The sequence below is a fragment of the Planctomicrobium stercoris genome (assembly GCF_051465655.1).
In the GTDB taxonomy this organism is placed as follows: Bacteria; Planctomycetota; Planctomycetia; order Planctomycetales; family Planctomycetaceae; genus Planctomicrobium.
The window spans coordinates 3,643,230-3,667,812 of record NZ_CP195791.1 but is presented as its reverse complement, the minus strand read 5'-3'; the positions used below and the strand labels follow the sequence as shown (position 1 = coordinate 3,667,812).

Here is a 24,583-nt window from a genome sequence, read left to right as displayed (position 1 = left end):
TTCTGATTCAATTTCACTTTTATCGAAAGCTTAACGATGCCACACCGTGCGAAAAGATCCGCATTCACCCTGATCGAACTTCTGGTCGTGATTGCCATTATCGGAGTGCTGGTCGCGCTGCTGCTGCCGGCAGTGCAACAGGCAAGAGAGGCCGCCCGGCGTTCAGCGTGCAAAAACAACCTGAAACAGCTGGGGCTGGCGCTTCATAACTACCATGACTCGCACAACACGTTTCCTCCGGGAGCCATTTACGGAACTCAGTCCGGGGCCTGTGGCGGAGCCAATCCCGCCTGCACCGGAGGAAACGAATATGGCTTTCACGCCTTGATCCTCCCGTACATCGATCAGGCGAATCTCTACCAGTCCATCAACTTTAACGGAGCCCGTCGGGGGAATCCGGTGGCGGTCCCTGACCCCGGTTCGGAGTCTTCAGTGAAAATCGCCACATTCCTGTGTCCCAGTTCCAACAAGATCAAAGACTCGTCAGGTGCGAGCCGGTATACCATGCACTACTACGGAAACGGCGGTCCGAAAGGGGCGACCGGATTTACCGACAGCCTGTACACCTGCCAGGTCTGGTCGGCTGCCAACGAATGCTCCGTGAATCCGGCAAGCACAACAGCCTGGGGCGGTTTCTCCCAGCATGGAGTCCTTTCCCGTAACAGTAAGATCAGATTCAACGACATCGTCGACGGCTCAACTTCGACTTTCCTGATGTTTGAAATCTCGAACACCCGGGCCCGAGATGGACGGGAACTGAACTGCTACCGTTCCTGGACTCGCGGTTCTGGCACGACCGATAGTTTTGCATTTAAAAACGTCATGTTCTCACCGAATGCGTATTCCGGCGGTGACTACAAATGGAACGACGTCAGCATGGGAAGCGAGCACTCCGGCGGGACGCATGTTCTCATGTGTGACGGCGCGGTCAAGTTTGTCTCCGACAGCGTCGACATCACTGCTCTGAAATCCACCGCCAGCCGGAGCAGCGGCGAAGTTCCCACGCTGGAGCTTTAGAGCCCTAGAAATTGCCCGCGGAACGCGCGGCGTTCATGCGTCACCGTCCCCTCCCGAATGTGCTGCCGAAATCGTTCAGCAGCGTGATCAAGAGCAGTCATGACGTTAATCTTCACGTCATGACTGACTTTCCCGCCTGGAAATGAATGAACAATGTGTGGAACTTTTCGACGAGCGATTCTGACCCGAATCTACGGGCTGATCCTCTTCACGGTTGTTGGACGCATCACTTCCGCTGAGTCCCCCACTCCGGAGGAAATCAGGTTCTTCGAAAACAAGGTCCGTCCGCTCCTGGCGGAACATTGTTTCAAGTGCCACGGTGCAGAGCAGCAGAAAGGGGGGCTGCGACTCGACTCCCGTTCGCAGATGCTCCTGGGAGGAGAATCCGGACCCGCGATCGAGCCCGGAAATGCAAACAACAGCCTGCTGCTGGAAGCTGTCCGATACGATTCCTTTCAGATGCCCCCCGGCGGAAAGCTGCCAGAGGCACAGCTTCAGATCCTCGCCGACTGGATCACCGCAGGAGCCCCCTGGCCCGGTGATGAAGGGCAGATCGCCACTCGAGTCGAAGGAAAACAGTTTACGGATGAAGACCGCGCGTGGTGGGCATTTCAACCTGTCCGCAAGCCTGATGTTCCTTCCGTTCAGAATGAGACTTGGGGACGCAATGAGATTGACGCCTTCATTGCTCAGGGGCTCGAGAATCAGGGGCTGACGGCGGCTCCCGAGGCCGACCGCTCGACACTCATCCGTCGACTCTACTTTGATCTCATCGGTCTTCCTCCCACACCCGATGAAGTTCGAAACTTCGTTGCGGATGAAGACCCCTACGCTTATGAACGGCTGGTCGACACTCTTCTGGCCCGCCCGGAATATGGAGAACGCTGGGCGCGTCACTGGCTGGATCTGGTGCGCTATGCCGACTCCGATGGCTATCGCGCCGACCATCACCGTCCTCAAGCCTGGCGGTACCGCGACTATGTCATCGATTCGCTGAATGACGACAAACCGTACGACCGCTTTGTGCAGGAGCAGCTCGCAGGCGACGAACTCTTTCCCGGCGATCCTCAGGCACTGATCGCCACCGGCTTTCTTCGGCATGGCATTTATGAGTACAACGCCCGGGATGTCCGCGGTCAGTGGGACGTCATGCTGAACGAAGTGACCGACGCGACCAGCGACGTCTTTCTGGGGCTGGGAATGCAGTGCGCACGGTGTCATGACCACAAGTACGATCCGATTCTGCAAAAGGATTATTTCCGCCTGCGCGCGTTCTTCGAACCGCTGATGCCGCGCGATGATCTCATTGCAGCGACCGATGCAGAACGATCCACGCATGCTGAAAAGCTGCGAGTCTATGAGGAAAAGACGGCAAAGATCCGGGCGGAGCTGGAAGAACTGGAATCAGCCGTTCGTAAACGGGGCGAAGTCGCAGCGGTCTCCATCTTCCCGGATGACATCAAGGAGATGATCCACAAGCCCGACTCGGAACGGACTCCTCAGGAGAAGCAGCTGGTGGCACTCGCCTGGCGTCAGGTCCTCTACGAGCATGAGCGGCTCGACAGCCGGATGAAAGGGGATGAGAAAGAAAAGATTCTCGCTCTGAGACGTGCACTGGCCGCGTTTTCCAAAGAGGCCCCTGCCCCCCTCCCCACTCCGATGGCAGCGACGGACGTCGGTTCAGCATCGTCCCCCACCGTGATTCCTAAGAAGAAACTCGAAGTTCAACCCGGGTTCCTCACGCTGCTGGAAAGTGAACCTGCCGAAATTATTCCGGTCCCGGTTCCCGATTCCACAGGGCGACGTGCCACGCTTGCCAGATGGCTGACTCGGCCGGACAACCCGCTGACGACGCGCGTCGTCGTCAACCGGATCTGGCAGTTTCACTTTGGCCGGGGACTTGTCGAAAACAGCAGCGACTTCGGACGGCTCGGCGCTCCCCCGAGTCATCCGGAGTTGCTGGACTGGCTCACCGTGCGATTCGTGGATCAGGGATGGAAGTTCAAGGATCTGCACCGGTTGATTGTCACTTCCGCGACTTATCGGCAATCGACATCGCATCCCGATTTCGAGGCGTGTCAGCGGAAAGACCCAGCCAACATCTGGCACTGGCGGGCTCCCACCCGGCGGCTCGATGCCGAGCAGATTCGCGATGCGATTTTCGCCGTCTCCGGTCAACTGAATCTCAAGCGTGGTGGACCCGGAGTTCAACCCGACCAGCCGCGCCGTTCCATCTACACCCTGTACATGCGGAACAGCCGTGACCCGCTTCTCGACGTGTTCGACCTGCCACAGTTTTTCTCCAGTTCGGCGTCTCGTGACACGACCACATCCCCTGTGCAGTCGCTGCTCCTGATCAACAGTCAGACGATGCTGCGGCATTCGTCACACCTCTCGAAAGCGGTCGCGCGAAGCCTTTCGGGAAACCGCATCACTCAGGAAGATCGGATCCGGCAATTGTGGCGCCTCGCACTTGGACGTGATCCTCGTCCTGATGAGCTGAACGCCGCACAGCAGTTTCTCCTCGAAACAACAGAGGAGATCGGGCGATCGTCGAAGACGGCGGAACTCCCCAACCTGCCGACCGGTAAGATGCCCTATCGCGATGGTCAGGCGCTGCTGCTGCAGGCTGACGGCAAGCAGGGACAACTCCTTGTCCCCGCAGAGAAATGCTTGCTGGATGAAGACTTCACCATCGAAGGATTCTTTCAGCTGCGATCGATCTTCGACTCCGGCAATGTCCGGACGCTGGCGGCAAAGGTGAACGAAAGCTCCCGCAGCGGATGGGCCTTTGGCATCACCGGAAAGGGCTCGCGGCGAAAGCCACAGACACTGGTGCTGCAGATCTACGGGATCGATCAGGCTGGGAAACGGAATGAAGTTCCCGTGTTTTCTGATCAACATGTCGAAATCAACAAGCCCTATTACGCGGCCGCCAGCGTCCGGCTGGCCACGGGCGAGAGGGCCGGGAGTGTCACGTTCTACCTGAAGGACCTGTCGAATGATGATGAGCCGTTGCAGGTCGCGGAGCTTCCTCTATCGATCGTGAGCGGAGTGGCATGCGATGCCCCCATCGCGCTGGGATCGCGCAATGCGAATGATGGTTATTTTGACGGACTGATCGATGACCTTCGCCTCTCCAGAGGGGCGCTCCATCGCTCGCAACTGCTTTACACTTCCGAAGGAGTCATCCCCGGGACCATGGGGTATTGGCAGTTCGAACCTGCGCCGGGAATTTTTCAGGACACCTCTTCAGGGGGATTAAAGATTCATCCTTTGAAACATGGAGCTCTGGCGCAGTCTCCTGAGGAAGCGGCGTTTGTGGACTTATGTCATGTCCTCCTGAACTCGAATGAGTTCTTATACGTCGACTGACGTTTCGCCACCCGGTGCCAACATCAATCGTGGGGCCGCGAGATCCTGTTGAAAGCGAAAGAGATTCAGCCATGGCACACATTCACATCCCGACGACTCGCAGGGAGTTCCTCACTCGCAGCGGAGCGGGGTTTGGGGCGGTCGCACTGTCCGGCATGCTGGCGGAGTCACCACTTCCTGCCGGCCCGGTCCCTTCGGCGGCCAGTCCGCGTCCACTGGGACACTTCGCACCCTCAGCCAAAAGCGTGATCTTCCTCTTCATGGAAGGAGGCCCCAGCCATATCGACCTGTTCGATCCCAAGCCGCTGCTGAACGAACTGGCGGGGCAGCCGATTCCGGAAAGTTTCGGTCAGGTCATCACCTCCATGGGCGAATTCCATTCACCGCTGCTGGCCTGTCCCCGCAAATGGAAACAGCATGGGGAAGCGGGCACGTGGGTTTCGGAATGGCTTCCGCACACCGCCGAATGCGTTGATGAGATTGCGGTGATTCGCTCCTGCTGGGGGGAAGGAATCAATCATTCATCCGGCGTCTGCCAGATGAATACGTGCGCGATCACGGGGGGGCGTCCCTCGCTGGGAAGCTGGGTCAGTTATGGGCTGGGGAGTGAGAATCAGAATCTGCCCGCCTTTGTGGTGATGCAGGACAACCGTTCGTCTGTGGTGAACGGGCCACGGAACTGGAGTGCCGGCTTCTTGCCCGCCGTCTATCAGGGGGTTCACCTCTCCGAAGGGAATCAGCCGATCCCGAATCTGAACTCGCCAGAAGGAATCGGCCCCTCACGCCAGCAGATGAAACTCGGTCTGCTGAACCAGTTCAATCGATCGTTTGCCGATCTTCATCCGGAGCAGAGTGAACTGGATGCCCGACTTCGCAGCTACGAACTGGCGTTCCGTATGCAGGCACAGGCCCCGGAAGCGGTCGACTTAACGGAAGAATCCGCTCAGACGCATCAGCTATACGGGACAGATCAGAACGAGACCGAAGCCTTCGGCCGGATGTGTCTGCTCTCGCGACGGCTGGTGGAACGCGGAGTCCGATTCATCCAGCTCTATCATGGCGCGGGGAGCAAATGGGATGCACATTCAGGTCTTGAAGGGAACCATTCCAAGCTTTGCCGGTCGATGGATCTGCCGGTCGCCGGTCTGCTCAAAGACCTGAAGCAGCGTGGGCTGCTCGATGAGACTCTTGTGGTCTGGGGAGGCGAATTCGGACGCACGCCGATTTCAGAAAAAGGAGATGGCCGCGATCACAACCCGACCGGGTTTACCATGTGGATGGCGGGAGGGGGCGTCCGCGGTGGACAAACAATCGGTGCTACAGACGAACTGGGCTTGCGAGCCGTCGAAGATCGACTGCACATTCACGACCTGCATGCATCGATCCTGCATCTGCTCGGTCTCTCCAACATGGAACTCACGTATCTGCATAAAGGTCGACCGGAACGTCCGACCGTCAACGAAGGGAGCTTCTTTAAAAAGCTGGTCACGGGCTGAAGTCATGGGTTTCACTCGCAGCCAATGGAGGGCAGGAGAGTGCGTGCGGCTGGTGTCAGGACAAATGGGGCGTTTCCTGGCAGATTATCCCTCAGGATTAGCAGCAGATTCGTGCTGGTTTTCCCGCCAATGCTGACACATCGTCCCTGATAAAGTCAGATTACAAGCGGTTCGAGTGTGTCAGGGACAATGTCCTCCCGCGTAACTCGAAGAATTTGTGAATCCCCGGTTAATTCTTCATCACTCCATCGGTCAAGTGCTGCAGACCGAATGGCAAGTGGATTAGCGGGGATCACAATAATGACCATCGAAATGCAGCAGCGCTATCACGCCCTCAATGCGGATGCGATCCGTCTGGCAGGCGGACTCACGGACCTCACCCAGCGTGCCGCTGTTTATCGGCATGTGTATCTTGAATCGGGCCGGAATCATGTCTTTCCGCTCATTGCCGCCCACGGAGCACTCTGGGCCGGCGGATACTTCCGATTCGGGATGAGACTCGGAGGTCTGCTCAACGGAATTCATCGCTGCTCGGAACAGGCCGTGGAGAGAATGGAACGCCTGGCGGACTTTGCTGATGAATTCCGAGAGATCAACTGGCGTGTTTGCGTCGACACCTATGTCAATTTTGTGTTCACACGGGAATTCGGTCATCACCCGGCAGCAGGCCAGTTCGTTGTTCCGGAACTGCTGGACCAACTGAACCGTGTTCACGATGCCGAACGGACTGGAACAACATTGTCAGACGCCGAAAAGGAAGAGGTCTTCACTGCCCATTTCCTGTACGAGCAAGAGCATATTGTCGGCCCCAGACTTCAGCAGGGAGTTGACGAATTTGAATGGCCTCTGATGAAATCCATCGCGCTGCGTCCCTGGATTCGGTTTTCGTACTTTCCAGCCTTCACCATTCTCCGGTTTCGCGACTTCACATCATCAGCAGAACGAATTCGTAATGGGCTGCGGGCGTTCGAAGTCGCGTCGCGAGTTGGCTGGGATCCTGTCGAGGCCGCGTTGGAGAAGTATGGGACTCTGCCGGCCGAATCCTTCATCAACCCTGGTCCCTGGTTTGAGCGATTCCGCGCTGCGATTCTTTCAACGGATTCCGCCACGAGTCTGAGTCCAGTCTGACCGAACTGTCCTGGGCGTCAGACCCATTTCACCAATCCACAATTACTTCCCAATTGTGACGCGGAGGATGAATGGCTCCCGGAATCTCGAAAAGATTTGACATGAAGTGGTTTCATCACTGATCAGTCAATGGCTTCGGGAGGGCGACGCTCCTGCGGAGCCGCATCAAAGATCACGCGTGAAATCCATAACAACTCGGCAGGAGCCTCGCCCTCCCGGTTGTGACCCCCCCTTCTCTCATAGGATGATTTGAAATGCTCAGAGAAACGGTGATAAGCGACTGGAAGTGCGTCATGACATCCATCGTCTCGAAATCGACTGTACACTCTCCAGTGTTTTGCTCCTGGCTTCACTCACCCTGATTTGAGACCGGAATTGCTTCGACCCGTGTCATTGTAGGGAAGAGCCGTCGCTATGATCGAGTGATGCAACTCGTTCTACGGAGGAGGCTCATCAGTTCCAGCTGCGGGAGATGATTTCCGCGAGAGCGCGAACTCCGGGAGGCAATATAATTTTTCGGATGTGAGTATCAACAGTCCATTGGGAGTCGACATCGTTCCGCGGATTTCTCTCGACTGGAATTCTTCCTGGAGGGCTTTGCCAGGTTGCAGACACAGAGGGCGATCAGGGATCGATTTGATATCAGGAACTTCCTGGCCATCATGACTGAGCAATCGATCGATCGAGAGATTTTGTTTCTGATCCACTGGAAAATAGAAAAGTGAAACCAGCTCTCTGGAAAAGCCAACGGTGACCTGATCCTTATTCGTTTCTACGCCCCAGGCAACGAAGCCACCGTCTGTTTCCACGCCGACCTTCCGAGGCTGGTTGGAATATGCACTGCCAACCTGGACATCCGAAGCGTAGCGGGCCGGAAGTGGCAACGAGTCCCATCCCCACTTTTGTACTTGAGGGGTCGTACACAGCCAGTTGACTCCAACCGTCTCGGGATCAATCAGCGCCACTGCGCCCTGCTGAGATTCATACAGTGCGAGTTGATTTCCTTGCCACCAAAGGTACCTTGGGGAATAAAACTGTCTGGTGATGTCGGGTGTCTCAGGCACAGGGCCAGAAGGGGACCGCCGCGTCATCTTTCCATTGCGGGTATCGACTTGATACAGATGGAGAAGGCGATTCGTGCGCACGCTCAGGACCACCCACAGGGCATGACGTTCCGGATCGGCGAGGATTGCGGAGACTGTGGCGTTTTTGTAGGGAAAGTCAGCGTCAGGAAAGATCTGCCGGGTCTCCAGAGACTCCGGGTTGAATTCCAACAGGGCCGATCCTCCGTTGATGCTTAAGAAATATTTTCCGTCCTGGCAGGCCATCGTGCTCACGGCAGTCGTCGGAAGACCTTTCTCTTCGGTCAACAGGGTGCCACGCTGACCGGGCTCGGATTTTACAATGCCATATCCGGGGATAGGAATATAGATGGTCTCGCCCTGAATGCACGTCGATGTCCCCCAATCCGAATAGCCACTGCGATTGAAATCCTTCATGGATCGGCTGACTTCGACATCCAGAGGATCGAGTGACAGTGGGGAAAGTGACTCGGGATCAAGTCGCATCACATCACAGATCAAAAGATTTCGGGAATGGGAGGAAATTCCATTCGAACCGGAGACGATAATGGCCAATCCAGTATCGGTGCGGACTATGCCGCGGAATTGAGCTCCACCACTGGAATTTCCGCGATAGCGTTCCAGCTCGCGGATCTGGAATTTGTCGTTCACCTGTTTTCTGTCCAGGACTTCACGGATCTCCGGTCGATACTTCAGCACTGGGGGCTGGAATGTGAAATCGGGATTGATCGCCTTTAATGTCGTGAGATGCCTGCTCCGCAATTCATTGAGCGTCACATTCAGGGGCGTTCGTTCCTCCCGGCGAAGATCGAGTTTCAGCACATCTTCAAGCAGTCGTTCAGCACTGGCCGGATCGCCCCCTTTTTCAAGATACTTTACCGCCAGAGTGAGCCCACCTGTCGGAAAATTGAACCGCTTAAATCCAAAGGGAATCGGAATCAGATAACCCTGTGCTCGGATATGCGGCAGTTGAGCCCGCACGAATCGTTCGTAGAGTCGCCCCTGTTCAATGTCGTCAATTTTGACATTGGGATGAGTGAGTTCATGAAATTTCCCGTTAATGATCGGGTAGAGTTCCGACTGGGGCTGCTCCAGATCTTGGATCAACAGTTCCAGGTACCGTCGGAAGTGATGTTGTGATGCCTCCAGGGCAATTTGATTTCCAAGTTCTGCGTTGTGCTCTCCTCCCGCGACTTCCGGTTTACCGACCATTCTCATGAGCGCCAGCTGAGACGCTAGCCGATACTCCTCAAGATAGTCGGTTGAAGTCGTTCGCTGAGTCTGGCCAATCGCGTCGATGCAATACTTCACCAGGGTCGCTTCGCCAATCGCCCTGATGGCGACATCCGGATGCTCAGCGAGGCGTGACAGAAACGTCAGATACACATCATGCAGATCCTGTCTGTCTCTCCACTTCGTTCGTGTCTCAATGATAAAATGCAGATGGTCGATATTCCGAAATCTCGTTTTGGCGTGTTTTTCCAGAAGCTGCAGAAGTTCCTGGAGATACTCTTCAGGAGTGTCCCACTTCCAGCAGGCCAGATGAATAAATCCTTCTTCTGAGAAATGAAGAGCACTGCTGTATTGATTGAATCGCTCAAAGATCTTCTGTGAACACTCGCGGAGAAGTGGCTGCATCTGGCCAATGGCTTGCTCCACGAGTGGGTGTTCGTCGGCTTTATGGGTGAGAAACTGCGGGTAAGCGAGGCAGTCCTGAAGCGATGAAAATTCGATATTCGCGAATCCGAACTCCTGAAAGAACTGATCGTGTTGGAACTGTCCGTCACGGATCTTTAAATCGTCCATGACTTGCGAACACAGATTCAGGTTCCGAATCATCATCGGCACGAGATTCAAAATTTGTTCGTCATACCTCCACGATTTACTTGACCGGAGAGTCTTGTTCACGTGAGCTGGATGCGTCCATCTGCAAAACGTGAAGTACGCGGAGTGACTGGCGTGCACAATCAGCATCTTGGGGACGATGTTCTTCGGGTCGAGTGCGACCGCAGATTCCAGTAGCGGGATCGCACGCTCGGGCTGGCCAGCCCTGATCAGCCATCTGGCCTGGGAAATCAGCAAAGCGGTCTCGGCAGTGGCGTCGAGATGCTGGAAAGACTCCCCGAGATCCAGCTTTTCCGTAACCGCCATCGCCAGATCCGCAGAGAGTTGATCCAGTTTATTGAAAGAGCCTCGTACTTGAACTTCGAAGAGCTGGCTTCCCTTTTGGCGACCTTCCAGCGTCACCAGAACGGCATCCAGACCCTTCTCCCGTTCCAGCTGAAAGTGACCTTGAAAAAACACCGCTGAAGGAAGGATTGATTCCGGCAGGTCGGTTGTGACAGACCGTTCCAAGAGCAGCGGAGCGACTCGATGCCGCTCGGCAAGGATGATTTTGGGATGTCGACCAAGTTGACGCTCCAGGCCGGCAGGGAGAATGTCCGAAATCCAATTCCAGGTCGATGAATGTTCGTCACTGGTCACGCTGGAGATTGCCACGACATGCCGAGGTTCGTGAATTGATTCCAGCTTGGACGCGTTCGTGGAAGCCCAGGCGGCAAGAGCGCGTGCGTGATCTTCCAATGCTTCAGGTTCAGCAAGCGATTGAAAATCTTCCGCCAGCTTGAATCCATGCTTTGTGTCCAGGAGCCGAAGAATGACCTGACTTCCAGGTGCATTTCCGCCTGCTGGGGCCGACCTCTGCTTTTCCTCAATCGACTCCACGAGCAGCAGAAGTTCCGCAGAGATGAGTCGACCGAGTTCGAAAGCCTGCTGAGCGTCGGTCTTTTTGCCAAAGGCAGCAACAAGCGATTGCTCCTGAAGAACTTGTTCAAGTGTGGTTCGCTCCAGAATCTGCAGTTTCGGGTCTTTGCCCAATTCCAGCTGCAACAGATCCAGAACTTTGGCCGTCTGATCATCTCCGCTGCCGATCGCAATGACTGCGATCCGTGGCGTTTTCTCTGTAGGAGTTTCCGCAAAGAGACTTGCAGGAAGAAAGCTCAAGATTGAAATGAATGTGAAAGCCCTGGCCCATACTTTCATTCAGTGACTCCCTCAGCATTGATCGTAGAAGAGGCGGTTTCATAACTGGGAGGGCGAGGCTCCTGCCGAGCCTCAAACCAGTGAATGTGCGGTCTTTTATGCGGCTCAGCAGAAGCTTTGCCCTCCCGAATCGCGATCACAAAGGGTTATGAAACCAGCTCAAGAACTGTTCGACGAAACTTTCGACTCCCAAAGCGGCAGGCAGCCATCTAACATTCTTTCCAATGATTGCAGGACTCTCTCTCCTTATCTTTCTCTGAAAAAGTTTTGTTGAGTCACGTTTAACTGCACCTGGCATTGGAAGCAAAACGTTCGTTGTTCGGATTTTCAACGACCGCCTTGGAGGACTTTGATCTTTTTGATAAGTCCGATTGAATGTTTAACTCGTCTGGGATGCATGAGGCGGTTTCATAACTGGGAGGACGAGGCTCCTGCCGAGCCTCAAGCCAGTGAACGCGTGGTCTTTTATGCGGCTCAGCAGGAGCTTGGCCCTCCCGAATTGCGATCACAAAGTGTTATGAAACCAGCTCGTGCAATTTTAGCAGTCTCAAATAAATCAATGAATTCATCATTCGAATAGGTTCGAGCGATCCAGATCTACTAATAACCGACGAGTCGGCATTTCTCAAGAAGCTTCGACAATCACAAGGAGGATTGGAGGCGACGAAACGGACTCATCGGACTTGTCGACTCACTTGGCGAGAGGGAGGCATGACGTGGTTTCACAACCGGGAGGGCGAGGCTCCTGCCGAGCCGCTATGGATTTCACGCGTGAACTTTGATGCTGATCAGTTATGCAACCACGTCATGTCAGAAGAAGTCGCAGCAAAAGCGTGATTCGATCAGAGATGGGATCTCACTCCTCTGATGGCAGATCCGGAATGCCTGCTGACTTTCCTTCACCGAATTATGACGTCGCCCCGCATTGTTACGTTCATGTCGTTTGTGGAAAAGAACGTTTTACGAATTTTGTGTTGCAGATTTCGCCCCGTAAACAGGCTTACATTTTGGCAAGCGACTGATATCACGGACAGACAGGGCGGCGTCACCGATGGAAGCTGACTCCGAGACAGAACTGTCGATTTCACAAAAGTTCGAACTCCACGGAAGACTTCACTCTCGATAAGGACAGTTTCAATGTGGGGGCATGACGAATGGTCGAGCTTTCACGCACATCAGGCCGACTTGTTCGCCAGATCGTCGAGATACTGTCGGGACTGATTGATCGTTGTAGTCACTTCGGTGGCTGTTTCCATGATTGGAATTCCGCGCGGAGTCGGGTGCATGAAGACCTGTGTCCAGCCGGCGTATTGAATCTCTTTCAGACCGGCGATCAGCGGAGCGAAGTCCAACAGTCCCCGACCGGGCAGCTGCTTGAGCTCCTGGTCCTTGGGCAACTTCGTCATACAGCCATCGCCGTGTTCCCAGGCATAGAAATGGACCAGCCGAGGGCCGATCTCCACGATCAGGTTTTTCAGCAGCTGCGGATCCTGTGGCAGATGGTAGGGGGCGAGAGCGATCCCCAGATGCGAAGACTGTGCGAACTCAGCGAAGTACCGCAAGGAATCGGGGGTATGAAGTAGCGAGTTGCTGTGGTTTTCAATGGCCAGGATCACCCCCTTCTGCTCCGCAAGCTGGACATGCGGCTGCAGATCCCGGACGAACTTCTCTATCTGTTCGCGGGTGGCTGGCGTCTGGCAGGATGGGGCACCCGTCACAATCATCCGTCCGCCGAGTTGATGAACGAACTCGATTTCATCAGCCAGTTTAAAAGGCCCCAGATCATACCGGGTCGTCATCCCCAGTTTGACGTCATTCTCCTGGAGGAGACGACGAAATTGAGAATGGCCCAGTTCGTCAACCTGCTCCCGCTGGTTGCCATGTTTCATCGGCCACAAATCGATGGAATCCGCTCCGACCTTGCGAACCTCGGGAAGAACCTCCGCTAACGGGAGGCATCCATACATTGAGGAAGCCAGGGAGTAATTGAGACGAAATGGCTGCGCCGCCTGCAGAATGCCGCTGCCGTGGGGAAGTCCGAATGTCCCGGCAGCCACCAGAAGCTGGCACGCCTGACGACGGTTCATCAGTATGTTCATTGAACGTTCTTTGCTTGAGTGGGCGTCTAAATAACTCCACACCTCAATCGGAGTGGAAATTCCAGTTGGTGTAGGAACAAAAACAGGCTTGGTCTACGGTTTGGGAAGTTCTCACACAACCCTTTCCGAGGAGCCAAGCCATGGATGGCAGTATCCACCTCACAGCTCAGGAACGCAAGATGCTTTTGCAGGCCTATCGCTTTGGAGTCGATGTTTCCGTCTCTCGACGAGCGCATCTTGTCCTGTTGCGAGCTGATGGCCTGACCTGGCAGCAGATCAAGACCGTGCTCTTTTGCAGCTTCGACCTGATTTCCACCACGCTGAAATTGTTCAGTCAAGGAAGAGTCGCTGCGGTTCTGGAGGTGCAGACTCCGCAGCATTTCACCCCGGCCTGGATGATGAATGTCCTGCGGTGGGTCACCCAGCACACTCCCCGGGACTTTGGATATTTTCGCTCCCGGTGGTCGTGTGAAACACTGGCCCACCTGCTGGCGTTCGAAACCGGGCAGCGTTTGAGCGGTGAAACGATCCGCCGGGGGCTGCATCGACTGGGGCTGGTCTGGCGTCGCCCTCGACCTGTCGTGGGACCAGCTGATCCCGAACACGCCGAGAAATTCCAGCGGATTCAGCAGCTTCTGGAGAACCTTTCTCCCCAGGATGTGGCTGTCTTTCAGGATGAAGTGGACCTGAATCTGAACCCCAAAATTGGCAACATGTGGATGAAAAAAGGCCAGCAGGCCGAGGTGGTCACGCCGGGGAACAATCAGAAGTGCCATGTGGCAGGCTCGCTAATCTGGAGGACAGGGACGCTGCTGGTGAGTCGTCCTCACTGGCGGCGAAACACGGTTCAGTTTCTGGCTCATCTGGACGACCTACGTTCACGGCTGCGGGGTTACCGGAAGATTCACGTCATCTGCGACAACGCCAAATTCCATGACTCACGGGCAGTGAAAGCATATCTGCAGAAATGGAACCACCGGATCGAAGTTCACTTTTTGCCCAAGTACGCCCCGCAGACGAACCCGATCGAGCGTGTCTGGTGGCACCTGCACGAGACGATCACGAGGAACCACCGCTGCCAGACTCTGGAAGAACTGATCGATCAAGCGTATGAATGGTTTGAGGTGAACAACAACCACTATCTTGACATGCGACACTCCTTCGCCAAAGCCGCTTAAACCTCACTCCGGTTCGGTGGAGGGCCTATTTAGCAGGTTGCTGCAAAAGTCTGATTGTGAATTATGGAAAGTGCGCTAAACTCCTCGTTCCCAGTGAATGAGGAGTTTTTTCATGCGTGGTCGTCCGGGTGATCAGGATCTTTTGTTTTATACGATCAATGTCGAATCCCGAATTCGCCACGATCACCCGCTCCGCAGCCTGAAGCGGACGATTGATGCCATTCTCACTGAGATGAGTCCCCTCTTTGCTTCCGCCTACAGTCAGACAGGTCGCCCCAGCGTTCCACCTGAGCGAGTCTTGAAGGCCTTGCTGCTGCTGGCGCTGTATTCGATTCGCAGTGAGAGGCAACTGGTCGAGCGGATTGATACGGATCTGCTGTTTCGCTGGTTTCTGGACATGTCGCCGGAAGATCAGGTCTTTGATGCCACGGTATTCACTCACAACCGTCCCCGGCTGGACGAACATGGCCTGACGGCTGCCTTTTTCGATGCCGTGCTGGTCAAAGCACTGCAGGCAGGTCTGTGCAGCGACGAGCATTTCAGCGTGGATGGATCGCTGATCGAGAGTTATGCATCAATCAAAAGCTTTCGGCCCAAGGAGGAGAAAGATCAGCAGGATGACGATTCCAATTCGTTCAAGCCTCGCAACTCAGAAGTGGACTTTCATGGGCAGAAAAGAACCAACGAGACACACGTCAGCCGGACAGATCCTGAAGCCAGGCTGTACCGTAAAGGGAGTGGCAAAGAAGCCCGATTGTCGCACATGGGGCACGCTCTGACCGAGAACCGCCATGGTCTGGTGATGGGTGTCATCGCTACGCCAGCCACAGGGAAAGCAGAGTGCGAAGCGGCACTGTCTCTGCTGGATCGTCTCCAGGCACGCCATGCTCGTTCACCGAAAACGCTGGGGACGGACAAGGGATACGACAGCGGCCCGTTTTACTTCGAACTGGAACAGCGCGGTATCGAACCTCACTGTGCCATGATCCGGCAGCCCGCCCCCAATCCACAGCATGTCCGTCCATTCCGGAAGGACGAAGTCGCAGCGAGGAGTCGTATGAGAGGGCGTCTGGAACGTCTGGGGTATCAGCTCAGTCAGCGCTGCCGCAAGAAGGTGGAAGAATACTTTGGCTGGATGAAGACGATTGCGGGCCTGTCCCGCAGTCGTTGGGTCGGACGCTGGAAGCTTCAACAACAACTGGAACTGACCGCAGCGGCCTACAACCTTGTCAGGCTGCGAAAACTGTTGGCGTCCTCATAAAGAACCGGGCCCTTCCGCAGATCAGCGTGCTCGGGAAGAGCAAACAGACCTGCGGAAGGGAGTCGAAATGGCCATGAAACCCTCTGCCAACAACATGGCGACGCACAAAATACAGCTTGCTCGAAGAAAAGCGAGACTTTTGCAGCAACCTGCTAGAGCGAATCTCACGAAAGAGTGGCGATCTGGCGGCGATAAACACGGCTTTCGAACGACAATTCTCCCTGAATCGCCGCCACACTCCCCTGAGACAGGGGCTAATGAGTACGCGTGGAGAAGACTCAGAGTCATGGACTCAAAGGACTCATCCCCGAATGGCGTAACGGTCGCGTTGTTCCCGCTGCAGCCAGGAGTTCGCTTCAGGATCATTCACAAACAGCTCATTTTCCGGGTCCCATTCGAGTGGGCGGCCCAGCCGCATCGAGATGTTTCCCAGGTGGCAGACGGTGACAGAACGATGCTGGGAATTGACGCTGGAGATGGGTGTTCGCCGGGACTGCACGCAGTCGAAGAAATTCCCCATGTGATTGATGATGGCGTCCAGCTTCCCAGCGCGTTCAGGACGAGCGAGATTGTCGAAGTCGTAAAGCTTGTAGTCTTCGCGGGGAAAGGGGCTCGCATCCAGCTCCTCCACCGGTTTGCCCGAGACAGTTCCCCGATTGACGAAGATTCGCCCCTGGTCTCCTTCGAACATCACCCCGTTGCGGCCATCATCCAGAACCGTGAGTTCAACGCCGTTGGCGTACCGGTATTTCACGGAAAAACTGGTGGCGACGTTGTAACCGTTCTGGACATGGGGAAGTTCCGCCCGCCCGTCAATCCAGGTGGGGCCGGAATCGTCCATTCCCAGGCCCCACTGCGCGATATCAATATGGTGGGCACCCCAGTCCGTCATCTGACCACCGGAATACTCGTACCACCAGCGGAACGTGTAATGGCAACGTTCCGGGGTATAGGGAACATCCGGGGTTTGACCCTGCCAGAGGTCCCAGTTCAATTTGGTAGGTGGCTTCATCTGTTCGAAGGGTCCCCCAGTTACGTTCTTTCCGAGTACCACATTCACGCTTTGCAGCTTGCCGATCCTGCCGGCACGAACCAGTTCGCAAGCCTGGCGAAATCGGGAATCGCTCCGCTGCCATGAACCGACCTGGATGACGCGGCCGGTCTCCTGAACGACTTTCCTGAGCAGCTTCCCTTCATCGATCGTCAGGGTCAGCGGTTTCTCGCAGTACACATCTTTTCCGGCACGACAGGCGTCGATCACCATGGCTGTATGCCAGTGATCCGGAGTTCCGATCGTCACCACATCGATATCGTCACGTTGAAGCAAGTCACGATAGTCTTCATAGAGCTGGGCTTTGCCGCCGAATTGCTGACGTGCCTTCTCCGCGATGTCCCGGTCTACGTCGCAGATGGCCACAATGTCCCCGTGTGCCTGCGATTTGTCCGCAATCACAGAGCCCTGATATCGCATGCCGATCGAACCGATCCGAAAGCGTTCGTTCGGCGAACGGGCAGCTGTGGTTTCCGCTGCCTGGGGTGTCAGAGATGCGGGTAACCAGAGTCCGGCAGCAGTCATGGCGGCGGATCGCTGGAGGAAACTGCGTCGGTTTGTTTTCAAGGTTGTCTCCTCGTCAGCACGGGAGGAAGCATGTGCATCGCCCCGGTGTTATTGCGATTCAGTCCCGCGGTGCCGTTGCGAACCGATAGTGTTCGGCACCGTTCCCGTTTCCGTTACTGCCATGCGCCTTCCGGCGGGCCGCGACAAGCATCTTGATCCAGGGGCCGACATAAACCCCGTTGTCATGAAACGTCCGTCCGGAAACGAGATTGCCATCGATCACGCAGGGCTCGTTCACATAGATGCCCCCGCAGACCTCCAGGTCGAACTGGCACTTCGCCACGGTTGCCATGCGGCGTCCTTTCACGCACCCGGCGCGGGCGGGGATTTCCACGCCATGGCAGACGCTGGCGATCGGCTTGTTCTCGTCAAAGAAGTGGCGGGTAATGCGGATCAGATCGGGATGGTCCCGGATATACTCGGGCGCCCGGCCACCGCTGAAGAAGATTCCCAGATAGTCTTCCGGCACCACGTCCTCAAACGCGATGTCCGCCTGAATCTGATAGCCTTCCCACTCCCGGGTGATCGTCCATCCGGGACGGTTCTCGTGCAAGACCATCTGATAAGTCCGCTTTTCCGGAGCAGCCACAACCGGCTGAAACCCTTCTTCCTGCAGGCGATAGAAGGGGTAGAGGGTATCCACGGTTTCAGTGGCATCACCCACAATGATGAGGACTCGTAGACTCATTTCACGACTCGATGCTGACTTTTTAAACAGGTTAGAGCGACTTCATTCGTTGTCTCTGTCTTTGGGAGATGACCAAAACTCATGACTTCCCGGGGAGATCGCATTCATTGCGCGGTCCCCGAGTCGAACCGCAGGGTTGAACAACCCGTCTCACCTCAATTCCACCGGGCAACTTCGAAAATTGCTCTCCCCGCGGACTAAGGCCGACTTCTTCCCTCGTTGCGGATTTTCGCTAGGGCAGCTCGCAGTTCCGCGACGATCTCCGGGTGTTCTGCCGCAACGTCCTTGGTCTCGGCCGGATCGTCGATGAGATGGAAAAGTTCGTCCTGCCTCGGCTGCTTGCGCCAATATGAATTCTGCCGTTTCTCCGCATTTGGATTGCGGTGGGTGAAGGCTGGCGGATTTTCCCGTTCAATCAGTTTCCACGGTCCTTTGCGAATGGAATAGATTGCATACGAGTCCTGCAACACGACGAAATCCCGGGGAGATGGCCCTGTTCCAAGCAAGGCTGGACTGACGTCGAACCCGTCTTCGGAAGCATCGGTCGGGATGTCGGCCCCGATTAAACTCCCCAGCGTCGCTAGAAGATCTGTCAGGCTGATGATTTCATCGCTGACGGTGCCGGGTTGGATCTTTCCTGGCCAGCGTACGACGAAAGGCTCCCGAAATCCCCCTTCCCAGATTTCGTGTTTGCCTCCTCGAAACGCTCCATTGATCGCCAGTCCCGCTTGAATGGCCGTGGAGGCCCCCTTGTTGTTGGGATGAACAATGCCCCCGTTGTCACCGGTAAAGATCACGAGTGTGTCATCGGCGAGATTGAGCCGGTCCAGCGTGTCCAGAATTTGTCCGACGGAACCATCGAGTTGCTGGATGAAGTCTCCATAGGGGCCATAGGGGCTGGTTCCCACCCATTGGGAAGAGGGAGTGAGAGGTTCGTGAACTGCATTGGGAGAGAAGTACAGAAAGAAACGTTCGTCCCGATTTCCCTCGATCCATTCAACTGCTTTTTCAGTGAATCGATCCATGACTTCGTCAAGCTCCCTCACAGGAGAGATTCCATGAGTTGTCTGGCCACCTTCAGTCTTCTCCACGGAAACGGGTTGCCCTGAAATTCGATTGAGCAGGCCATCGTTTTCGATATACGCCAGCGGATGGATCAGTGCATTGGCGGAAATGCCAAAGAAATAGTCGAATCCGAGACTGGTCGGCCCGGGCTGTAAAGACACGTTCCAATCGGTTTCCTTACCTCCCCCCAGTCCCAGATGCCATTTCCCGATCGCAGCCGTCCGATATCCCTGTTCCTGAAAGATTGAGCCCAGATTAGGGCGATCCGGCTCGAAATGCAGCGGCGCATTGCCCGCAAGCACGCCGCCATCTTTGATCGAAGTTCGCCAAAAATACCGCCCCGTGAGGAGGCCATATCGAGAGGGCGAGCAGACCGATCCGGGAGCATAAGCCTGAGTGAAGCGACGCCCTTCCCGGGCAAGCCGATCCAGATGCGGCGTTTTCAGTCCTTCGGCACCCTGAAATCCAACGCTGCCATAACCAAAGTCGTCAGCGAGGATGACAACGACATTCCGGGGAACCTCGGCAGCCTGAAGCTCGGCTCCGAAAAAGAAACTGCATGCCAGTCCCAGGAACATCCAGGGCTTCGGGAGCAGAAGTCGCATCTTGGACCTTCTCTTTCTATTTTTTTGAACCGCGACTGTTTTCGGTCCCGGTGAGTACGAGGTCAAAGTTGGCCTGAGTTGTTCCAGCCCGGGGGACCTCGAAGGTCAATTCCGTCGCATCGTGAAATCGCTCCGGCAGGAGCTCGGGCCGCTCCAGTTTGCGTTTTTTTCCGTCTGGATCTTCTGTTTCCAGGAGAGTGCGAATCCAGACTCGATGCTTGCCGACCAACGCCCCCCGCTTGTTGCGATCCAGAGACGTGAGCTGATATTGGCCGTTCTCGTCAGTAACGCCATAAGATCCCGGTCCTGACATGATCGTGCCGGACGGCGCGACCGGTTCAAAGCCGATGGTGGCTTTCGGGAGCGGGGTTCCGTTCAGTGTCACCCGTCCTGACACAGTAGCGGTTCGAAATTGGGGCTGGCAGCTGAATCCTGAAAAGAGCAGTACCACCGCCCCCATCAATCGCCCACTTGTACGTAACTTTGACCACATTGCATGGAGCCTTCTTGATCCGAAGTAAGGGCTCTCTTCTGAAGGGTGACCCAAATGAATAACTGGTGTCCCTGAAAACGTTGCGGGGCGCCTGTCCCTGAGACTTCTCTCCGTGAACGTTTTTCACTGATCGCAGAATGCGTTCAGACGCAGATCTCGGAATTGACAAGAGAGCTTGAGAACTCCGGGATGCGGTCGCTACGCACCCTGATTCCTGTCAAAATTCCCCGAGGACTTCATTCCCACTGATTGTGCCCAGACCGACGAACAGCGTTCCATCGACAAAGGAACTGATCGATCGGACACTCCCGTCACACAACAAAAAGTTGATGCCGTTTCCGCTATGAGCGGAGCCGAAAGCTCTCCGACACTGCGAAAGCTGTGGGTTTGCCCCTCCGAAGGGAGCATTGCATGCGTCGTAGTCCCCCAGGCGGGTATAAGACTCCAGTTGCGTCGAGCTCAGCGTTGCGAAGTTTTCCGCAGATCCCCAATAAGCCGCGAACTGACGGTTGCCTGGTGTGAAGTACTCTCCCACCAGGACCGTGTTCGATAACCCATCTGTGATGTCCTGGAATCGGACGGACTCCAGCCTTGTTGATCCAGACTGAAGCGCTCCCGTCGTGTGACCGCCGGCCACCGGCAACGGGCCTCGCGTTTGCATGTTGATTGCAAGCTTCGGCAGACTGCTGGCCGGATCCGGATAATCCCAGAACCAGGTATTACTAATCCGCGTCCCGGAGACCCCTTTGTATGAGCCGTGCGCCATTTTTTTGGTCACTCGAACTGGAGTGTCCATGGTGCGGTTGTTGACATCCGATGGGCACATCATGACAGACAGGAATGTTTGCACGACCTCCAGATTTTTCTCAGCATTCGTGCCAGTATCACTGGGGGATACCGTCGGGTCGTATTTGGACCACAAAGCGGCCTGGTCAATGAAGGGAAGAATTGAAACACCCCAGTTCATGATGGCGAGCTTTTCATCCAGGTATGTCGAGCTGACAGGCGTTGTTCCGTTGATCAGGCTGCCTGCGGGAAATCGTCGATAGTTGTCCGCATGATTTTGCAGACCCAGTCCGATCTGCTTGAGATTGTTTTTACATTGCGTCCTGCGTGCCGCTTCCCGCGCCTGCTGAACAGCCGGCAACAGCAGTGCGATTAAGACTGCAATGATTGCGATGACGACGAGCAGTTCAATCAAGGTGAACCCGGACGTGCGGGATGAACGCCCTTCTGGAAGAGAGCCGTTGGGGAAGGAAGTGGTGTCACGTGACGTATAAGATTTTGGTTTGTTCATGGTCCTCTCGATACATTGCAGAATGTGATGAGTAAGCGCACGCTCGCTGCTGAACGAGAATATTTACCAAGCCTATCGTGATTGTTGCATTTCACTTTTGCGTAAAAATATGAATGATTTTTGTCAATTTGACATGTCGCTTCCATGACGAGACACAACCCACTCGGAAGCAATACTTAAGGACGGAAAAGTGGTGTCGTGTCGCGATCCTTGGAGAATCATATAGTCCCAGAACGCATAAAGCATTCATGAATTCGGTAATTCTTTGAATAGTTTTGTTCAGTCGGATTAATTGACTGGAGTGCTGCGAAATCGAGCTGTTCAAGCTGCGTTGAAGCGATTTCATTGCCGCGTCCACTCGATCGTGCTGTGAGTCTTTGAAGCCTTCACTGAGACTTCCGGCTTCACTGCAGCCGTGATTGCTCCCGGTAGTTGCCCGGAGTCATGCCGACATGTTTCCGAAACCGCTGGCACAAGACCTGTGGAGAAGCAAATCCCGCGCGGGGGGCAATGAGCTCTAACGTCCAGTCCGTTTCCCGCAGGAGCTGCTTCACTCGTTCGATCCGGAAGCGGATGATCTCAGCCTGAGGAGACCTTCCAAGCAGCTCACGGAATTTTCGTTCCAATGAACTTCGCGAGACCGGAACCTTTCGCAGTACGTCGTCGATCGTCACTCCAAGACATGCCTGCTGGCGGATCATCCGCACCGCGGCCGCGAGATCGCGATCTTCAATCGCAAGGATGTCGGACGACTGCCGGACCGTAATGCCGACTGGAGGAATCAGGATCGGTCCCTGAGGAGCGCTCCCTCCCGACATGAGATGCTCCAGCAGCGCGGCCGCTTCGAATCCGATCTTCTCTCCGTTCAATCGCATGCTGGACATCGGAGGGACAGAAACTTCGCATAGCGTCTCATCATCCTCCACGCCCACGACAGCGACTTCTTCAGGAACCGGGATATCCGCACGACGACAGGCATCCAGTAACCAGAACCCCAGCTGGTCCGTGCAGGCCATAATGCCCACTGGCTTAGGGAGCTGTCGGAGCCACTGCACGAGATTCTCCTGATGAGACTCCCAGTCCGCCGGCAATTCACGATGGTCCGGGGTGCGGAGGATGCTGACGGAATATCCCGACTGTGAAATCGTACGAACGAAGCTTTCGCGACGCTGTTCGAAAAATTCCTCGGTGTCGAGATCGTAAATGGCGAACTGGCGAAATCCACGCTCGAGCAGATGCCGGGCCATCATGCGGCCGATGATTTCGTTGTCCGCGCCGACAAACGGAAAATTGTGGTCCAGGCGTGTCGACCTTAATTCGACAGTCGGAACATTCACCTCGCGAATGACATCAGCCATTCGCTGTGTGCCCGTCCGCGTCAAAATCCCGTCTCCTCGCCAGTTACTGAGCCAACGAGGTGCTTCCGAGTCCAGCGAGCGCAGTTCGACAAACACAGACCACGGCCCATGCAGCGCCAAATATTTCCGCACCCCCAGAAGCAGTCCACGGCTGTACGACCGGGATGTTTCAATCAGGATGGCCACATGCGGAATGTCTTTGGGGGGAGACTTCATGACCTGGGCGCCGAGAGCAGAGAACTTCGAGTGCGGTTAGTTTCAAACTCCTTGACGATTGTAGGTAAGCGCCACAGTCGAACAAAGGCCTTGAAAAAGAGCGGCTCGCCATTGAAAACTCTGACGATGCTCGCAGCCCCATGCTGAAGCTGGGATTCGGCGGATTCCCGGACGATCAACATCGGAGTCGAAAAGCATAGCTGTTCGGCCACGGCACCGAATCAACGGAGTCGTTCGGATTTCGTTTCACAGCACTACGGACCCTGCCATCGCATTCTGGACCTTGCAGCAAGCCACGATCCCTGGACCCGTCATGTCGACATCCGAACCGGGGAAGTGGCAATTGCGGACCGGTGACTTTTGGAAAGTCGGCAGCATGATCCTGTGGACACGATTTCACGCTAGAGAGGAGCTCACGAAGTGTGGCGTCCCAGCGCCGATAAACACAGCTTTCGATCGATAGATTCGCCCGATTCTCCGCCGCACTCCCCTGAGACACGGACTCGGAGACTTCACTGGGGCGGGGACGACGGCTGTTTTGACCAACTTGATTCTGGAATCGCTTCAGTTTCCGTAACAGCGACCTGGTGTGCAGCGCGGGGGCAATCCCGACAAAGTACGGGGAACCCTCGGTCCCCGATTTCTAACAAATCACCGTCCCGCTCAGAGTGCCGAACGCACCATTTCAGCCAAGATCAAAAGGACGGATTGACACTGGATTCGGAACGAACTGCTCAATCATGCGTTCATCTCGCGAATCATTCGGTCAAATACAAAATGGGGCCGCTGGGACTTGAACCCAGAACCAACGGATTATGAGTCCGCTGCTCTAACCGATTGAGCTACGGCCCCTAAGGTGTTTTTCAGTAACTGGTTGCGTAGTTGTCTTTCGGGTTCATCGCGGGGGGAGATACTCCTGAGCGACACCTTCTGTTGTCAAAAAAGGACACCCGCGATGCTTGCAACATCCGGGCGTCTGGGCAGCACCAAGCTCTGACCCAAGGTGCAGCTGCGCCCAAGTCTACACGCTCCGCTTGTTCCCGCAAACCGAAGTGCAGGAACCCATGCGAAGTCTTCCCGTCGACTCCGCATCCCCCCCTGGCCGCTGGGTCAAGAAGGGCAACAAACAGTCGTTCTACTTTGGCGGTATTGGCACAGCGGAGGCATTTGAGCCGAACTGGCGAGCGGATCTTCGATTGCTTCGGAGGGGGATTCGGAACGATTGGGCGATCCCTCCAGAACTGCGAGCTGTTTCCCTCGGCAAGATGGCCGAGGGCATGGATGAATCACCGGATCCTTGGAGGCGAAGCTGTATCATCTGATGAGGCAACATCCGAGTTCGCCTTCAAAGCTGCATCTGTGCGACTGAGTCGAACATTCGCGAGATCACCATCAGCGACGTGGACGATGTTTCACTGCTCATAGCAGGGGATCCCCGACGGAGCGTGGTTCACCTGCGTTCGCGAAGTGCCACCGCTTTTCTTCGAACAACTGATCCCTTTGCTGCATCTGCACTCAGTTGCAACTCTGGCAGACCCTGGAGCGAATCTCACGACAGTGTGGTG

The 24,583-nt window shown here is 55.5% G+C and carries 14 protein-coding genes, 1 tRNA gene and 1 pseudogene; 7 read left to right on the top strand and 9 right to left on the bottom strand.

Annotated features, from left to right (window positions below; all coding sequences use genetic code 11):
• The first annotated feature begins 36 nt into the window (after positions 1–36).
• From SH661x_RS14905 to SH661x_RS14885, 5 genes and pseudogenes are all read left to right on the top strand, one after another.
• Positions 37–1,017 carry a DUF1559 family PulG-like putative transporter gene (locus SH661x_RS14905; protein WP_437222872.1) on the top strand — a complete coding sequence of 327 codons (981 nt, stop codon included), beginning with the start codon at positions 37–39 and terminating at the stop codon, positions 1,015–1,017.
• Between the two features lie 153 nt (positions 1,018–1,170).
• Entirely contained in the window at positions 1,171–4,392 is a 3,222-nt protein-coding gene (locus SH661x_RS14900; protein WP_437222869.1) for a DUF1553 domain-containing protein, read from the top strand.
• A gap of 71 nt (positions 4,393–4,463) precedes the next feature.
• Positions 4,464–5,888 (top strand): DUF1501 domain-containing protein, encoded by a 1,425-nt coding sequence (locus SH661x_RS14895; protein ID WP_437222866.1) that lies wholly within the window; start codon positions 4,464–4,466, stop codon positions 5,886–5,888.
• Positions 5,885–5,983: pseudogene (locus tag SH661x_RS14890) on the top strand (VOC family protein); the annotation flags it as partial. The gene SH661x_RS14895 and the pseudogene SH661x_RS14890, both read left to right, overlap by 4 nt.
• 205 nt (positions 5,984–6,188) lie before the next feature.
• Complete coding sequence (locus SH661x_RS14885; protein WP_437222864.1) at positions 6,189–7,016, top strand: hypothetical protein; 828 nt, start codon at positions 6,189–6,191, stop codon at positions 7,014–7,016.
• Between the two features lie 437 nt (positions 7,017–7,453).
• Here the strand turns inward: SH661x_RS14885 and SH661x_RS14880 are convergent, their stop codons facing one another.
• Both SH661x_RS14880 and SH661x_RS14875 read right to left on the bottom strand, forming a co-directional pair.
• A complete protein-coding gene (locus SH661x_RS14880; protein ID WP_437222861.1) occupies positions 7,454–11,101 on the bottom strand; it encodes a CsgG/HfaB family protein in 3,648 nt (1,215 codons plus the stop codon).
• A 1,214-nt stretch (positions 11,102–12,315) separates the two neighbouring features.
• A complete protein-coding gene (locus SH661x_RS14875; RefSeq protein WP_437222859.1) occupies positions 12,316–13,227 on the bottom strand; it encodes a sugar phosphate isomerase/epimerase family protein in 912 nt (303 codons plus the stop codon).
• 152 nt (positions 13,228–13,379) lie between these two features.
• Here SH661x_RS14875 and SH661x_RS14870 point away from each other — a divergent pair, with 152 nt between their 5' ends.
• Positions 13,380–14,417 (top strand): IS630 family transposase, encoded by a 1,038-nt coding sequence (locus SH661x_RS14870; protein WP_437221979.1) that lies wholly within the window; start codon positions 13,380–13,382, stop codon positions 14,415–14,417.
• Positions 14,418–14,529: 112 nt separating this feature from the next.
• Complete coding sequence (locus SH661x_RS14865; protein ID WP_437222747.1) at positions 14,530–15,678, top strand: IS5 family transposase; 1,149 nt, start codon at positions 14,530–14,532, stop codon at positions 15,676–15,678.
• 301 nt (positions 15,679–15,979) lie between these two features.
• Here SH661x_RS14865 and SH661x_RS14860 read toward each other — a convergent pair whose 3' ends face one another.
• The 7 genes from SH661x_RS14860 to SH661x_RS14830 all read right to left on the bottom strand — a co-directional run bounded on the left by SH661x_RS14860 (position 15,980) and on the right by SH661x_RS14830 (position 23,870).
• Complete coding sequence (locus SH661x_RS14860; RefSeq protein WP_437222856.1) at positions 15,980–17,296, bottom strand: Gfo/Idh/MocA family oxidoreductase; 1,317 nt, start codon at positions 17,294–17,296, stop codon at positions 15,980–15,982.
• Between the two features lie 58 nt (positions 17,297–17,354).
• A complete protein-coding gene (locus SH661x_RS14855) occupies positions 17,355–17,984 on the bottom strand; it encodes a DJ-1/PfpI family protein (RefSeq protein WP_437222853.1) in 630 nt (209 codons plus the stop codon).
• Between the two features lie 197 nt (positions 17,985–18,181).
• Positions 18,182–19,654 carry a sulfatase family protein gene (locus tag SH661x_RS14850; protein WP_437222850.1) on the bottom strand — a complete coding sequence of 491 codons (1,473 nt, stop codon included), beginning with the start codon at positions 19,652–19,654 and terminating at the stop codon, positions 18,182–18,184.
• A 16-nt stretch (positions 19,655–19,670) separates the two neighbouring features.
• Positions 19,671–20,147 (bottom strand): hypothetical protein, encoded by a 477-nt coding sequence (locus SH661x_RS14845; RefSeq protein ID WP_437222847.1) that lies wholly within the window; start codon positions 20,145–20,147, stop codon positions 19,671–19,673.
• Between the two features lie 217 nt (positions 20,148–20,364).
• Positions 20,365–21,444: a DUF1559 family PulG-like putative transporter gene (locus tag SH661x_RS14840; protein WP_437222845.1), complete on the bottom strand. Its 1,080-nt coding sequence runs from the start codon at positions 21,442–21,444 to the stop codon at positions 20,365–20,367.
• Between the two features lie 404 nt (positions 21,445–21,848).
• Positions 21,849–23,018 carry a XylR family transcriptional regulator gene (locus SH661x_RS14835; protein ID WP_437222843.1) on the bottom strand — a complete coding sequence of 390 codons (1,170 nt, stop codon included), beginning with the start codon at positions 23,016–23,018 and terminating at the stop codon, positions 21,849–21,851.
• A 778-nt stretch (positions 23,019–23,796) separates the two neighbouring features.
• Positions 23,797–23,870: transfer RNA gene (locus SH661x_RS14830), tRNA-Ile, on the bottom strand.
• Positions 23,871–24,583 lie beyond the last annotated feature (713 nt).

Coding starts and splice junctions, on each gene's coding strand:
- SH661x_RS14840 (WP_437222845.1), bottom strand. CDS start 21,444: ATGAACAAACCAAAATCTTATACGTCACGTGACACCACTTCCTTCCCC.
- SH661x_RS14845 (WP_437222847.1), bottom strand. CDS start 20,147: ATGTGGTCAAAGTTACGTACAAGTGGGCGATTGATGGGGGCGGTGGTA.
- SH661x_RS14870 (WP_437221979.1), top strand. CDS start 13,380: ATGGATGGCAGTATCCACCTCACAGCTCAGGAACGCAAGATGCTTTTG.
- SH661x_RS14875 (WP_437222859.1), bottom strand. CDS start 13,227: ATGAACCGTCGTCAGGCGTGCCAGCTTCTGGTGGCTGCCGGGACATTC.
- SH661x_RS14855 (WP_437222853.1), bottom strand. CDS start 17,984: ATGAGTCTACGAGTCCTCATCATTGTGGGTGATGCCACTGAAACCGTG.
- SH661x_RS14905 (WP_437222872.1), top strand. CDS start 37: ATGCCACACCGTGCGAAAAGATCCGCATTCACCCTGATCGAACTTCTG.
- SH661x_RS14850 (WP_437222850.1), bottom strand. CDS start 19,654: ATGCGACTTCTGCTCCCGAAGCCCTGGATGTTCCTGGGACTGGCATGC.
- SH661x_RS14835 (WP_437222843.1), bottom strand. CDS start 23,018: ATGAAGTCTCCCCCCAAAGACATTCCGCATGTGGCCATCCTGATTGAA.
- SH661x_RS14865 (WP_437222747.1), top strand. CDS start 14,530: ATGCGTGGTCGTCCGGGTGATCAGGATCTTTTGTTTTATACGATCAAT.
- SH661x_RS14895 (WP_437222866.1), top strand. CDS start 4,464: ATGGCACACATTCACATCCCGACGACTCGCAGGGAGTTCCTCACTCGC.
- SH661x_RS14885 (WP_437222864.1), top strand. CDS start 6,189: ATGACCATCGAAATGCAGCAGCGCTATCACGCCCTCAATGCGGATGCG.
- SH661x_RS14900 (WP_437222869.1), top strand. CDS start 1,171: ATGTGTGGAACTTTTCGACGAGCGATTCTGACCCGAATCTACGGGCTG.